Below are 13779 nucleotides of genomic sequence, written 5' to 3' on the forward strand. Positions count from 1 at the left end.
TGCTCGATGCTGCCGCTGGAGGTGATCGCATCGAGGATCGCCTCCACCGAGGGCAGCTGGGTGGTGACGTCCCGGAGCACACCCGCGAGACTCGTCGCGAGCAGCCCGGTGAGCAGGCCTCCCACGCACCATCCGAGTATCGAGCCGCGCGTGAGCCGCCACACCAAGGCGGTGGGTCCGGTGAGCGTCGCGGCTGCATCCGCCCGCCCGCGTCGCTCAGGGACCAGGCTGCCGCCCAGGTCGCGGGAGAACTGCAGCGCGACCGACAGCCCCGCCAGGGCGAGACCGAACACGACGCACAGCAGCAACGGCCAGACGTCGTCGTCGGCGAAGGGGCGGGAGTTCTCGCCCCAGCCGAACGGGGAGAACCAGGTCAGCGGCGCACTCTCGATGCGCTGCAGATCGGAAGCGGGCGTGCCCAGCGCATTGCCGATGCCTGCGAAGAGGAAGGTGACGAGCAGCACCCAGACGGCGAGTGCGTTCGCGCCGCGCGACGTGCGCATGAGCTGCCCCGCGAGGAGGCCGACGCCGAGGAAGGCGATGCCGACCGTGCCGGCGCCGAGGCCGGCCACGAACGATCCTCGCGGCGCCAGGCCCGTCGCGATCAGAGCGAGTGCAGTCAGGATTCCGAGGGCCCCGTTCGCGAGGACGCCATGGGCGAGCGTGGCGAGAAGCGGGACGGTGCGACCGGCGGGAGTGGCGGCGACGAGCTCCGCGCGGCCGAGCTCCTCATCCATCCGCGTGTGCCGCACGGCCAGGAATGAGCTCATGAACGCGGCCAGCATGGCCAGGAACGGGAAGATGAGGAAGGCGATGAACGCACCCTCCTCAGCGCCCGAAGGCAGGCCGCGGAACAGCATGATGACGGGGTTGGCGATCGCCGTCGCCAGCAGCGCCCGGCGATCCTGTTGCGTTCCGTACGAGTCGGTCACGCCCACGTACGTCACGTACGCCAGCAGCGCAGTGCCCGCCATCCACATCAGCAGCTGCCAGCGATCCCGACGGAGGCGCTGGCGCAGGAGGACGGCGAAGGCGTTCATCGCTGTCGCACCCGGTCGCGCCGCCGGGCTGCGCCGCTCTCCGGAGCGGTGCCGTCCCTGTTGTCGCCGGCGACGCCGTCGCCGTAGTGGCGGAGGAACAGCTCCTCGAGCGACGGCGGTTCCACCCGCAGGCCGGCGACGTGCAGGCGGGCGAGCTCGGGGAGCGCCGCCGTCACCTGGTCGCTGTCGACGGTGAAGCGTGTGCGACCCTCGGAAACGCTCACGTCATGAGCACCGGGGATGCCGGCCGCGGTCGCGGCGTCCGTCGCCTCGAACGAGACCTCCGTCCGCGTCAGGTGCCGGAGCTCGGCGAGCGTGCCGGTCTCGACCACCCTGCCGGCACGGATGATGCTCACGCGGTCGCAGAGCAGCTCGACCTCGGAGAGGATGTGGCTGGAGAGCAGCACGGTGGCCCCGGCATCCTTCATGCGCGCCATCTCACGCCGGAACACGACCTCCATCAGGGGGTCGAGACCGCTCGTGGGCTCGTCGAAGATGTAGAGGTCGGCGGGCACCGCAAGCGCGGCGATGAGAGCGACCTTCTGCCGGTTGCCCTTCGAATACGCCCTGCCCTTCGTGCGCGGATCGAACTGGAACTCCGCCATCAGGCGCTCTTTGTCGTCGCGGAAGGCGCTGTCGTGCCGGGATGCCCCGCGCAGACGCGCGAGCACGTCGATCGACTCGCCCCCTGTGAGGTTGGGCCAGATGCTGACGTCGCCCGGCACGTACGCGATGCGCCGGTGCAGCGGAACGGCGGAGCGCCAGGGGTTCTGTCCGAAGACGGATGCCTCGCCGCCGGTGGCGCGCGCGAGGCCGAGCAGGATGCGGATGGTCGTCGACTTCCCCGCGCCGTTCGGGCCGAGGAAGCCGTGCACCTGGCCTTCGTCGACCTGGAGGTCGAGGCCGTCCAGCGCATGGACGCGGCCGTAGTGCTTGGTCAGGCCGGTGGTGGAGATGATGCTGTTCACGGACCGGGACTGTACGCCTGATTCACAAGATTGTGAATACCACTAATGTACGACCTGCCTATGTATACCGCATCGAAACCATGCGCAAGTATTTGCCGCTTCTAGTGGCTTTATGTATACACTGAGATGGTTCGGCGTCGAGTGGAGGTGGGGTATGAGAGCGAGCGATCGCGCCTACCAGACCCTGCTCGACGAGATCCAGTCCGGAACACTCGCGCCCGGTGCCGTCCTCGGCGAGGTCGAGCAGGCCGCCCGGCTCGGCGTGAGCAGGACTCCGCTGCGCGAGGCGCTGGGCCGGCTCGCCGCCGACGGGCTCGTCGCCCAGCAGTCCGCCCGGGTGACCGTGGTCACCGACGTCGACGTGGACGACATCCGGGAGCTCTTCGAACTCCGCCGGGCCCTGGAGGAGACCGCGGCGCGCCTTGCAGCCCGGAGCGCGGACGCCCCGGCCTTCGCCGCGCTGGCGGACGAGTTCGCTCGCGCGGACCTGGAGGGACGGCCGGGCATGGACGCGTACTACGCGCTCATCGCGCGGTTCGACGCCGAGCTGGACGCCGCCGTCGGAAACGTCTACCTCACGTCGGCGCTGCGCACCGTTCGCACCCACCTCGTCCGGGTGCGCAGACTCGCCCGCGACAATCCCAGCCGGCTGGCGGCATCCGTCGCGGAGCACCGGCTCATCGCCTCGGCGATCGCCGCGCGCGACGCCGACCTGGCCGCCTCTGCGACGCACGTGCACCTGCACAACGCGCTCGCCGCCATCCTCGCGTCCGTGCAGGGCGCGCACATCGAATCGCATACCGAACAGGGAGCAGCATGACCGTCACCCACCACCTCCGAGTCCACCGCAGCGATGAGCACCTTCCACGCGAAGGCCAGCTCGCATGGCGCATCGCCGAGGTCGCGGCCGACCCGGTCGAGGTCGAGCCGGAGGTCGTCGACATGATCATCAACCGGGTCATCGACAACGCCGCGGTCGCCGCGGCATCCCTCACGCGCGCCCCGGTGAGCGCCGCCCGCCAGCAGGCGCTCGATCACGCCGTGTCGATCAGCGGAAAGGGCGGGACCGTCTTCGGCTGCAGCATCGACCGGCGCACGAGCCCGGAGTGGGCCGCATGGGCGAACGGGGTCGCGGTGCGCGAACTCGACTACCACGACACGTTCCTCGCCGCCGACTACTCCCATCCCGGCGACAACATTCCGCCGATCGTCGCCGTGGCCCAGCACGTCGGCGCCGACGGCCGCGCGCTGGTCCGAGGCCTCGCCACGGGCTACGAGATCCAGATCGACCTGGTGCGGGCGATCTCGCTGCACAAGCACAAGATCGACCACGTGGCGCACCTCGGACCGTCGGCCGCGGCAGGCATCGGCACGCTGCTGGGCCTTCCCGTCGAGACGATCTACCAGGCCGTGGGCCAGGCGCTGCACACGACGACGGCCACCCGTCAGTCGCGCAAGGGCGAGATCTCCACCTGGAAGGCGCACGCCCCCGCGTTCGCCGGCAAGATGGCCGTCGAGTCCGTCGACCGTGCGATGCGCGGCGAGACCTCCCCGAGCCCGATCTACGAGGGCGAGGACGGGGTCGTCGCGTGGATGCTGGACGGTCCGGATGCCGCGTACGACGTGCCGCTGCCGGCCGAGGGCGAGGCCAAGCGCGGCATCCTCGACTCGTACACGAAGGAGCATTCCGCCGAATACCAGGCGCAGGCGTGGATCGACCTCGCCCGCAAGCTCGGCAGCGAGCACCCGTCGCTCCGCGAGGGCAGAGGGCCCGAAGGGCAGGAGATCTCCTCGATCGTGCTGCACACGAGCCACCACACGCACTACGTGATCGGCTCGGGTGCGAACGACCCGCAGAAGTACGACCCCGCAGCATCCCGCGAGACGCTGGACCACTCCATCCCGTACATCTTCACCGTCGCGCTCCAGGACGGCGCGTGGCACCACGTCGACTCGTACGCACCCGAGCGTGCTGCGCGCGAAGACACGGTTGCCCTGTGGAAGAAGGTGAGCACGGCCGAGGACGACGAGTGGACCCGCCGCTATCACTCCGACGACCCGAACGAGAAGGCGTTCGGGGGCCGCGTCGTCATCCTGTTCTCGGACGGCAGCGGGATCGCCGAGGAGATCTCCGTCGCCGACGCGCACCCGCTGGGTGCGCGGCCGTTCGCCCGCGAGGACTACATCCGCAAGTTCCGCCTGCTGGCCGAGCCCGTGCTCGCGCCCGAGGAGATCGAGCGCTTCCTCGAGCTCGCGCAGCGCCTGCCCGACCTCACCGTCGATGAGGTGCAGCAGCTGACCATCGTCGCGAAGGTCGGCGTGCTGGCCACCGCGCCGGCGCCAAAGGGGCTGTTCTGATGTCGTACGCAGGCCGGTCGTTGAGCGATGAGCGTAGCGACAAGACGAAATGCACCGGAAGCGGGAGAGGCGTTTCGTCCCGCTCCGCTCGCTCGATGATCGGGAGACACTGATGCTGTACTCCACCACCCCCGCCGCCGAGAAGCGCCGGCTGTTCCGGGAGCGGCTCGCATCCGGCGAGCTGCTGCGGTTTCCCGGTGCCTTCAACCCGCTCAGCGCCCGCCTCATCGAGCGGAAGGGGTTCGAGGGCGTCTACATCTCCGGTGCGGTGCTCGCCGCCGACCTCGGGCTGCCCGACATCGGGCTGACCACTCTCACCGAGGTCGCCGGCCGCGGCCAGCAGATCGCGCGCATGACCGAGCTCCCCGCGATCATCGACGCCGACACCGGCTTCGGGGAGCCGATGAACGTGGCGCGCACCATCCAGACCCTGGAGGACGCGGGGCTCGCCGGCGCGCACATCGAGGACCAGGTCAATCCGAAGCGCTGCGGCCACCTCGACGGCAAGTCCGTCGTCGACGCGGACACCGCGATCAAGCGCATCCGCGCCGCCGTCGACGCTCGGCGCGACCCGGACTTCCTGATCATGGCGCGCACCGACATCCGTGCGGTCGACGGCCTCCAAGCCGCCATCGACCGCGCCAAGGCGCTGGTGGATGCCGGAGCCGACGCCGTCTTCCCCGAGGCGATGCGCGACCTCGGCGAGTTCGAGGCGATGCGGGCGGCGCTGAACGTGCCGATCCTCGCCAACATGACCGAGTTCGGCAAGAGCGACCTGTTCTCGGTCGATCAGCTGCGGGACGCGGGTGTGAACATCGTCATCTGGCCGGTGTCGCTTCTGCGGATCTCTATGGGCGCGTCGGGCCGGGCGCTGGATACGCTGATCGAGGACGGGCACCTGACCTCGAAGCTGGACGAGATGCAGCACCGCGCCGACCTCTACGATCTGATCGACTACGAGGATTACAACCACTTCGACACCTCCGTGTTCAACTTCTCCATCGCCCGCTGACCCCACTTCGAGGAAGAACAGACATGACAGAGATCGAGATCAAGAAGGGCCTCGCCGGGGTCTGGGCCGACTACACCGCGGTCTCGAAGGTCAACCCGGAGTCCAACAGCCTGCTCTACCGGGGGTACCCCGTGCAGGAGCTCGCGGCGACGCAGCCGTTCGAGGCGGTCGCCTATCTGCTCTGGTACGGCGAACTTCCGACCGACGAGCAGCTCGCCGACTTCGTCGCCGAGGAGCGCGCGAATCGGGCGCTGGACGAGAACGTGAAGCAGGCGATCGATCTGGTGCCGCTCGAGGCGCATCCGATGGACGTCCTTCGCACCGCCGTCTCGCTGTTCGGAGCGTCCGACCCGGCCGCGTTCGACAACTCGCGCGAGTCAGACCTCGCCAAGGCCCGCCTGCTGTTCGCGAAGCTGCCCGCGATGGTCGCGTACGACCAGCGCCGCCGCCGCGGTGAGGAGCTGATCGACCCGCGCGAGGATCTCGACTACTCGCAGAACTTCCTGTGGATGACCTTCGGCGAGGTTCCCGATCCGGTGGTCGCGGATGCCTTCAACGTGTCGATGATCCTGTACGCCGAGCACTCGTTCAACGCGTCGACGTTCACCGCCCGCGTCATCACCAGCACCATCGCCGACCTCTACTCGGCGGTCGTCGGTGCGATCGGAGCGCTCAAGGGCCCGCTGCACGGCGGCGCGAACGAGGCGGTCATGCACACCTTCGACGAGATCGGCTCGGCCGACAATGTCGGGCCGTGGCTGGACGAAGCGCTTGCCGAGAAGCGCAAGATCATGGGCTTCGGGCACCGCGTCTACAAGCATGGGGATTCCCGGGTCCCCACGATGAAGGCGGCACTGGACACGCTCGTCGAGCACTACGACGCGAAGGACCTGGCGGCGCTGTACGACACGCTCGAGTCGGAGTTCGTCTCCCGCAAGGGCATCTACCCGAACCTCGACTATCCGTCCGGCCCGTCGTACAACCTGATGGGGTTCGACACGCTGACCTTCACACCGCTGTTCGTGGCCTCCCGCGTCACCGGGTGGAGCGCGCACATCATGGAGCAGGCAGCGTCCAACGCCCTCATCCGTCCGCTCTCGGCCTACAACGGACCCGACGAGCGACACATCGACGGCTATGTGGCGGATGCCGCCACCGACGCCACCGTGGACCGTCCGGAGGAAGCCGCCAGCTGAACTCGCTGTAGGCGACACCTCCTGGCCCGACCCCGCGATCGAATCACCCAGGAGCTGATATGCGCACCGCCGTACTCGTCGACGTCGTCCGAACCCCGTCCGGGCGGGGCAAGCCCGGCGGCGCACTGTCCGCCGTGCATCCGGTCGACCTCGCTGCGGGTGTGCTCACCGCAGTGCTCGAGCGGAACGGGCTGGAGTCGCGGCAGGTCGATGATGTGCTGCTCGGCTGCGTCAGCCAGATCGGCGACCAGGCGATGAACATCGCCCGGCAGTCCGTGCTGGCGGCCGGCTTCGACGAGATCGTCCCCGCGACGACCATCGACCGCCAGTGCGGGTCGAGTCAGCAGGCGGCGCACTTCGCCGCGCAGGGCGTGATCGCCGGAGCGTACGAGGTCGTGATCGCGGGCGGCGTCGAATCTATGAGCCGCGTTCCGCTCGGATCCTCGCGCACCGGTGGATCGCGGTCGACCCTGCTGCACGAGCGCTATCCCGACGGTCTCGTGAACCAGGGGGTGTCCGCCGAGCTCATCGCCCAGAAGTGGGAACTGTCGCGCGACGTGCTGGATGCCTATTCGGCCGAGTCGCACCGCAGGGCGGCGGATGCGGCATCCCAAGGCCTGTTCGATTCGCAGCTGCTGGCCGTGAACGTGGACGGCTCAGCCGTCACGTCTGACGAGACCGTGCGCCCCGGCACCACGCTCGCGGGACTCGGCGGGCTCAACCCGGCCTTCCGCACGGACGAGATGGCGGCGCGCTTCCCCGATCTGGACTGGCGGATCACCGCGGGCAACTCCTCACCGCTCACGGACGCGGCATCCGCTGTGCTGATCATGAGCGAAGAGAAGGCGCACGAGCTCGGCCTCACGCCCCGTGCGCGCTTCCACGCGTTCGCCGTCGTCGGCGACGACCCGCTGTTCATGCTCACCGGGCCCATTCCGGCGACGCAGCGCATCCTGGAGCGCAGCGGCCTGACGATCCACGACCTCGAGGCGTACGAGGTGAACGAGGCGTTCGCGTCCGTGCCCCTCGCGTGGGCGCACGACCTTCACGCCGATCCAGCCAAACTCAATGCCTGGGGCGGGGCCATCGCGCTGGGCCACGCGGTGGGCGCGTCCGGCACCCGGCTGCTGGGCACCCTGCTCGCCACACTCGAGGCGACCGGCGGCCGCTACGGGCTGCAGACGATGTGCGAGGGCGGCGGCATGGCGAACGCCACGATCATCGAGCGGCTCTAGGCCGAGCCGGTCACCGGCGACGGCTCATCCGCCGACTCGCGCTGCAGTCTCTCTGGATTCGGCTGAGAGGGATTCCTCGCATATAGTTGGAAGTCCAGGTAAAATGATCATCGTGCCAACGACGGCACGGGAGGAGTCTGCACAATGACGCAGGACACGGCGTACATGGTGGGCGCAACGCAGGCCGAGGCGGGGCCTATGCTCCCGCTCCCTGCGGACGAGCGCGAGGCGATCATCGAGGCGGTGCGCGACTTCGCGCAGGCCGAACTGGCACCGCACGCCCTCGAATGGGACGAGCAGAAGCACTTCCCTCGTGAGGCGCTCGGCGCGGCCGGCGCACTGGGTCTGGGCGGCATCTACGTCCGCGAGGATGTCGGCGGGTCGGCGCTGAGCCGCACCGACGCGGTCGCGATCGTCGAAGAGCTCGCGAAGGCCGATCCCTCGATCGCCGCCTACATCACGATCCACAACATGGTGGCGTGGATGATCGACTCCTACGGCTCGGACGAGCAGCGGGTCACGTGGCTGCCACGCCTGACGGCGATGACCGACTTCGGCAGCTACTGCCTGACCGAGCCGGGCGCCGGGTCGGATGCCGCTGCGATCACCACCAGCGCGATCCGCGACGGCGACTCCTACGTGCTCACGGGCGTCAAGCAGTTCATCTCGGGCGGCGGAGAGGCATCCGTGTACGTCGTGATGGCTCGCACCGGCGAGCCCGGCGCGCGGGGGATCACGGCGTTCCTGGTGCCGGGCGACGCGGAGGGCCTGTCGTTCGGGGTCAACGAGAAGAAGATGGGCTGGAATGCGCAGCCCACACGCCAGGTGATCCTCGACGAGGTCCGGGTTCCGGCATCCGCTCTTCTCGGCGTCAAGGGACAGGGCTTCAAGATCGCGATGTCCGCGCTCAACGGCGGCCGGGTCAACATCGCCGCGTGCTCGCTCGGCGGCGCTCAGTGGGCCCTCGATCGCGCCGTGAAGTACGTGCACGAGCGCTTCACCTTCGGCGAGCCGCTCGCCGAGAAGCAGGCGGTGGTGTTCGCGCTGGCCGACATGGCCACCGAGCTGCGCGCCGCGCGCGCGCTGGTACGCGACGCCGCCCGCGCCATCGACGAGAAGGCGCCGGATGCCGCGATGCAGTGCGCGATGGCCAAGCGCTTCGCCACGGATGCCGGCTCACGGATCGCCAACGAGGCGCTGCAGCTGCACGGCGGTTACGGCTACCTCCACGAGTACGGCATCGAGAAGGTCGTCCGCGACCTGCGTGTGCACCAGATCCTGGAAGGCACCAACGAGATCATGCGCATCATCATCGGCCGCGAGCTGCTGGGAGCGGGGCGATGAGGGTCGCTGGGAGCGGGGCGATGAGGGTCTCGGTGTGCGCGACGAGGCGCGGACTCGTCGACGGTGGAGAAAGGGGCGTGCGGTGAGAGTCGCAGTCCTCGGTCTCGGGCACATGGGCCTGCCCATGGCGCAGAACCTCGCCGCCGCCGGTCACGACGTGGTGGGCTTCGACGTGTTCCCCGCCGCGATCGATTCCGCGCGCTCTGCGGGCCTGGGCGTGGCCGAGTCGGGTGCGGATGCGGTCCGCAGGCAGACGCAGGAACCGGGCGGTGTCGTCATCACGATGTTCCAGACCGGCGCGCAGGTGATCGACGCCTATCGAGGAACGGATGCCGCCGGCCTCGTCGAGGTCGCGTCTCCCGGCACACTGTTCATCGACTCGTCGACGATCGCGGTCGATGATGCCCGTACCGCCCACGCGCTGGCCGAGGCGGCCGGGCACCGCTCGATCGACGCGCCGGTGTCGGGTGGCGTCGTCGGTGCCGAGAACGCCACGCTCGCCTTCATGGTCGGCGGGTCGGAGGAGGACTTCGAGACCGCCCGGCCGATCCTCGAGGCGATGGGGCGCCGCGTCGTGCACTGCGGCGGCGCCGGCCTCGGTCAGGCCGCGAAGGTGTGCAACAACATGATCCTCGCGGTCTCGCAGATCGCCGTCGCCGAGGCCTTCGTGCTCGGCGAGCGCCTCGGGCTCACCCACCAGGCGCTCTTCGACGTCGCATCCAACGCGTCGGGCCAGTGCTGGGCACTCACCACCAACTGCCCGGTTCCCGGCCCCGTGCCTACGAGTCCGGCGAACCGCGACTATCAGCCCGGGTTCGCGGGAGCCCTCATGTCGAAGGACCTGGGCCTGGCCGAGCAGGCGATCGATCTCACCGGGGTCGACGCGCGGATGGGGCGGCTGGCGCGCGAGATCTATCGGGAGTTCGCCGATGGCCCTGGCGCTCGGCAGGACTTCTCCGGGATCATTCACACCATCCGTGCCGAGAGCCGGGTCTGACCGGCCGGTCGCAGGTCCACTCGGGTCCGCCCGGCACGATCCGGCCGGCCCGGCTGCCGATCCTGACAGGTGAGCAGGGTGTTCCGATGAAGCGCGAGCGAGGAGAGAGATGACCGAGTACGAGACGATCCTGGTCGAGACGCGGGGCCGCGTCGGCTGGATCACCCTGAATCGTCCTGAGGCGCTCAACGCCCTGAACTCGCAGGTGATGCGCGACATCGTGGCCGCGGCATCCGTCTTCGACGTCGACGAGGGCATCGGCGCGATCGTGCTCACGGGTTCTGAGCGCGCCTTCGCGGCGGGTGCCGACATCAAGGAGATGGAGGCCAAGTCCGGCCTCGAGATGGTGATGAGCGACCACTTCGGCGGGTGGGCCGATTTCGCCGCGGTGCGAACGCCCGTCGTCGCGGCGGTGTCGGGCTACGCCCTCGGCGGAGGCTGCGAGCTGGCGATGATGTGCGACATCATCCTCGCCGCCGACACCGCGAAGTTCGGTCAGCCCGAGATCAACCTCGGCGTCATCCCGGGAATGGGCGGCTCGCAGCGTCTTGTTCGCGCGGTCGGGTACTACAAGGCCGCCGAACTGGTGCTGACCGGGCGGATGATGGATGCCGCGGAGGCCGAGCGGTCGGGCCTGGTGTCGCGGGTGGTGCCGACCGCCGATCTCCTCGACGAGGCCGGCAAGGTCGCGGAGACCATCGCGTCGAAGTCGCTCCCGTCCCTGTACGCGGCGAAGGCGGCACTGGATGTCGCGCTCGAGTCGACGCTGACCGAGGGTGTGCGCTTCGAGCGCCAGGTCTTCGCGGCGCTGTTCGACACCGCCGATCAGAAGGAAGGGATGGCTGCCTTCCGTGAGAAGCGTGCGCCCGGCTTCACGAACCGCTGACGCTCGCGTGCTGTCCGACCGCGAGACTGCAACGGGACGGCGAGACTGCGGGCAAACCCCGCAGTCTCGAACCGCGGTTGCGGTCTCACGGGTGATGGCGGCTCAGAGCGGGTCGGGTAGCGGGCGCGGATCGGCGAAGTCGCCGGCGTTCTTGCGCAGGCGCGCGATGATCGCGACGAGTTCGGCGGTGTCGTCGTCCGAGAGCCCAGGCTGGGCGAACACCTCGAGGTTCAGCGCGTCGGTCGCGCGCTCCACGAGGTCGCGCCCCGCACTCGTCAGCACGAGCATCGCCGCCCGGCCGTCGCCCGGGTGCGGCTCGCGCTCCACCAGGCCGTCGCGGACGAGCCGGTCGACGGTGTTCGTCACGCTGGTCGGATGCACCTGCAGTCGGGCGATGGCGCTGGCCATCGGCAGCCGTCCCTCGCGGGTGAAGCCGAGAAGCCTCAGCATCTCGTATCGCGCGAACGACAGCTTGAAGGGCTTGAGCGCCGCATCGATGCGCGCGAGCATCAGCTGCTGGGCGCGGATGATCGATGTGACCGCCGACATGCCGGGAGCGGCATCCGTCCATCCGTGCGCGATCCACTGGCGCTTCGCCTCGGCGATCGGGTCGACGGGGAGCGGTCCTGACCTCGGCATCGTCGGCCTCCCTTCCGTCTGCATCCACGGTAGTCGGTCGTCGCACGATGCCTCCGGCAGCGCGGCGGGGGCGCCCCTGACACACGCCGGTTGCGCCGACAGGTGCAACATAGACTCGGTTCGACGAAGGAGCGGAGCCCAATGAAGATCGTCGTCTTGGTCAAGGAAGTCCCGGACACCTATGGGGATCGCAAGCTGAATCTGGAGACGGGTCTGGCCGAGCGCGGGGCGAGCGAGACGGTGATCGACGAGATCGGCGAGCGAGCGCTCGAGGTCGCGTTGAGCTACGCGGACAAGCATGCGGATGCCGAGGTGGTCGTCCTTTCGATGACTCCAGCCGGGTCGGCCGCGACGGTGCGCAAAGCCCTGTCGATGGGTGCCGGTTCGGCGGTGCACGTCGCGGACGAGGGCCTGGTCGGCGCGGATCTGGGGTTGACCGCCGAGGTGCTGGCGGCCGCGCTGCGGCGGACCGGGTTCGATCTGGTGATCGCGGGCAATCTGTCCACGGACGGGTCGGGCGGGGTGATCCCGTCGATGGTGGCCGAGCTGCTCGACGTGCCCGCCGCGACCGCCTTGAACACGGTGCAGATCGGCGAGGGCACGGTATCGGGCGAGCGTGCCAGTGACGGGGCGACGATGCAGGTGACGGCGGAGCTGCCTGCGGTGATCTCGATCACCGAGGCGCTCCCGGATGGCCGGTTGCCGAATTTCAAGGGGATCATGGCGGCGAAGAAGAAGCCGTTCGAGACGGTGACCCTGCAGGAGCTGGGGATCGAGCCGGAGGATGCTGCTGCGTCCCGGTCGATCGTGCTCGCGCTGTCGGAGAAACCGGCTCGTGCGGCGGGTGTCAAGCTCGTGGACGACGGCGACGCGGGGGAGAAGCTCGCGGAGTTCCTGATTCAGAACCGGTTGGTGTGAGGTGGGTGCGATGACGTTCGCGGACGATTCGATCCTGGTGCTGCTGGATGTGACCCCGGCGGGGGACCTGGCCAAGTCCGCAGCGGGTCTGCTGGGCGCCGCGGCGTCGGTGGGCACTCCGGTCGCGGTCATCGTCGGTGACGAGAAGCTCGCGGCGGATGCTGCGGCCCTGGGCGCTGCCTCGGTGCTTGTCGCAGCTCGGGGTGAGGGGCTGACTGTGCCGGTGGTGGACGCGCTGGCTGCTGCAGCGGACCTGGTGCGGCCGGATGCGATCCTGGTCTCGAACTCGATCGAGGGGCGGGATGTCGCGGGCCGGTACGCGGCTCGGACCCGGTCGGGGCTGTGCGTGGACGCGGTCGGGGTCTCCCGCGACCCGGAGGGCGTGGTCGCCCATCACTCCGTGTACGGCGGCGCCTACAACGTCGACGCGGCGGTGACGTGGGGTGCTCCGGTGATCACGATCCGGCAGGGCGCGATCGACGCCCGCGCCGAAGCGGTCGCCACCCCCGAGGTGGAGACCCTGCAGGTGCGGCCATCCGGGAAGAAGGCCGCAACGGTCGGCGCGGTGGACGCCGCCGTGGTCACCTCGTCACGGCCGGAGCTGCGCGGGGCGGGCAAGGTCGTCGCGGGCGGTCGCGGGCTGGGTTCGCAGGAGAAGTTCGTGCTCGTGGAGGAACTCGCCGACGCGCTCGGCGCCGCGGTCGGCGCGTCTCGCGCGGCGGTGGACGCCGGATACGTTCCGCAGGCGCACCAGGTCGGCCAGACCGGCGTATCGGTCGCGCCGCAGCTGTATGTCGCGCTCGGCATCTCCGGAGCGATCCAGCACAAAGCCGGCATGCAGACCGCGAAGACGATCGTCGCGATCAACAAGGATGCCGATGCCCCGATCTTCGAGATCGCCGACTACGGCGTCGTCGGCGACCTGTTCACGGTGGTGCCGCAGCTGATCGCCGCGCTCGAGGCGAAGAAGGCGTAACCCGGCATGGCGACGTTCGGTTCCTCGTTGCGGCGCGGTCTGCCGCGCGTGCCCGGCGGCGAGCCGTGGCCGCCGGCAGGTGCGGCGCCGGTTCCGGATGGAAACGGCGCGGACGCAGGCCGGCTGGCGCCGGTTGCGGTCGCCGGTACTGCCCCGGCCGCCGAGTCGGGGCCGGTCGCTGAGTCGCACACTGGCGCCGCGTCGCACCCG

At 69.6% G+C, this 13779-nt stretch carries 12 protein-coding genes and 2 pseudogenes; 11 read left to right on the forward strand and 3 right to left on the reverse strand.

Features of this window, described 5'->3' with window-relative positions; translation table 11 throughout:
* Both VFX99_RS08025 and VFX99_RS08030 read right to left on the reverse strand, forming a co-directional pair.
* Positions 1–1040, reverse strand: a pseudogene (locus VFX99_RS08025) (polyketide antibiotic transporter); the annotation flags it as partial.
* Positions 1037–2008, reverse strand: a complete 972-nt coding sequence (locus VFX99_RS08030; RefSeq protein ID WP_329665771.1) for an ABC transporter ATP-binding protein — start codon at positions 2006–2008, stop codon at positions 1037–1039. The gene VFX99_RS08030 and the pseudogene VFX99_RS08025, both read right to left, overlap by 4 nt.
* A gap of 154 nt (positions 2009–2162) precedes the next feature.
* Here VFX99_RS08030 and VFX99_RS08035 point away from each other — a divergent pair, with 154 nt between their 5' ends.
* The 8 genes from VFX99_RS08035 (at position 2163) to VFX99_RS08070 (ending at position 11036) form a co-directional block, all read left to right on the forward strand.
* Positions 2163–2828 (forward strand): GntR family transcriptional regulator, encoded by a 666-nt coding sequence (locus VFX99_RS08035; RefSeq protein WP_329665772.1) that lies wholly within the window; start codon positions 2163–2165, stop codon positions 2826–2828.
* Positions 2825–4366 carry an MmgE/PrpD family protein gene (locus VFX99_RS08040; protein ID WP_329665773.1) on the forward strand — a complete coding sequence of 514 codons (1542 nt, stop codon included), beginning with the start codon at positions 2825–2827 and terminating at the stop codon, positions 4364–4366. The genes VFX99_RS08035 and VFX99_RS08040 overlap by 4 nt, the downstream gene beginning before the upstream one ends.
* Positions 4367–4478: 112 nt before the next feature.
* The gene (gene prpB / locus VFX99_RS08045) at positions 4479–5378 is read left to right on the forward strand and encodes a methylisocitrate lyase (RefSeq protein WP_329665774.1); all 900 of its coding nucleotides are present in this window, start codon (positions 4479–4481) and stop codon (positions 5376–5378) included.
* Positions 5379–5401: 23 nt separating this feature from the next.
* Positions 5402–6574: a bifunctional 2-methylcitrate synthase/citrate synthase gene (locus VFX99_RS08050; protein ID WP_329665775.1), complete on the forward strand. Its 1173-nt coding sequence runs from the start codon at positions 5402–5404 to the stop codon at positions 6572–6574.
* Positions 6575–6633: 59 nt separating this feature from the next.
* Positions 6634–7809: a thiolase family protein gene (locus tag VFX99_RS08055; RefSeq protein WP_329665776.1), complete on the forward strand. Its 1176-nt coding sequence runs from the start codon at positions 6634–6636 to the stop codon at positions 7807–7809.
* A gap of 198 nt (positions 7810–8007) precedes the next feature.
* Positions 8008–9153: an acyl-CoA dehydrogenase family protein gene (locus VFX99_RS08060; protein WP_329665782.1), complete on the forward strand. Its 1146-nt coding sequence runs from the start codon at positions 8008–8010 to the stop codon at positions 9151–9153.
* A gap of 112 nt (positions 9154–9265) precedes the next feature.
* On the forward strand, positions 9266–10150 hold the full coding sequence (gene mmsB, locus VFX99_RS08065; protein ID WP_414684341.1) for a 3-hydroxyisobutyrate dehydrogenase: 885 nt from the start codon (positions 9266–9268) through the stop codon (positions 10148–10150).
* 109 nt (positions 10151–10259) lie between these two features.
* Entirely contained in the window at positions 10260–11036 is a 777-nt protein-coding gene (locus tag VFX99_RS08070) for an enoyl-CoA hydratase (protein ID WP_329665778.1), read from the forward strand.
* 102 nt (positions 11037–11138) lie between these two features.
* Here the strand turns inward: VFX99_RS08070 and VFX99_RS08075 are convergent, their stop codons facing one another.
* The gene (locus tag VFX99_RS08075; protein WP_329665779.1) at positions 11139–11675 is read right to left on the reverse strand and encodes a MarR family transcriptional regulator; all 537 of its coding nucleotides are present in this window, start codon (positions 11673–11675) and stop codon (positions 11139–11141) included.
* A 141-nt stretch (positions 11676–11816) separates the two neighbouring features.
* Here VFX99_RS08075 and VFX99_RS08080 point away from each other — a divergent pair, with 141 nt between their 5' ends.
* The 3 genes and pseudogenes from VFX99_RS08080 to VFX99_RS08090 form a co-directional block, all read left to right on the forward strand.
* Positions 11817–12593 carry an electron transfer flavoprotein subunit beta/FixA family protein gene (locus VFX99_RS08080; RefSeq protein ID WP_329665780.1) on the forward strand — a complete coding sequence of 259 codons (777 nt, stop codon included), beginning with the start codon at positions 11817–11819 and terminating at the stop codon, positions 12591–12593.
* Positions 12594–12603: 10 nt separating this feature from the next.
* A complete protein-coding gene (locus VFX99_RS08085) occupies positions 12604–13569 on the forward strand; it encodes an electron transfer flavoprotein subunit alpha/FixB family protein (protein WP_329665781.1) in 966 nt (321 codons plus the stop codon).
* Between the two features lie 6 nt (positions 13570–13575).
* Positions 13576–13779: pseudogene (locus tag VFX99_RS08090) on the forward strand (cytochrome b/b6 domain-containing protein); the annotation flags it as partial.

The organism is Microbacterium sp. (assembly GCF_036277215.1).
Taxonomy (GTDB): Bacteria; Actinomycetota; Actinomycetes; order Actinomycetales; family Microbacteriaceae; genus Microbacterium.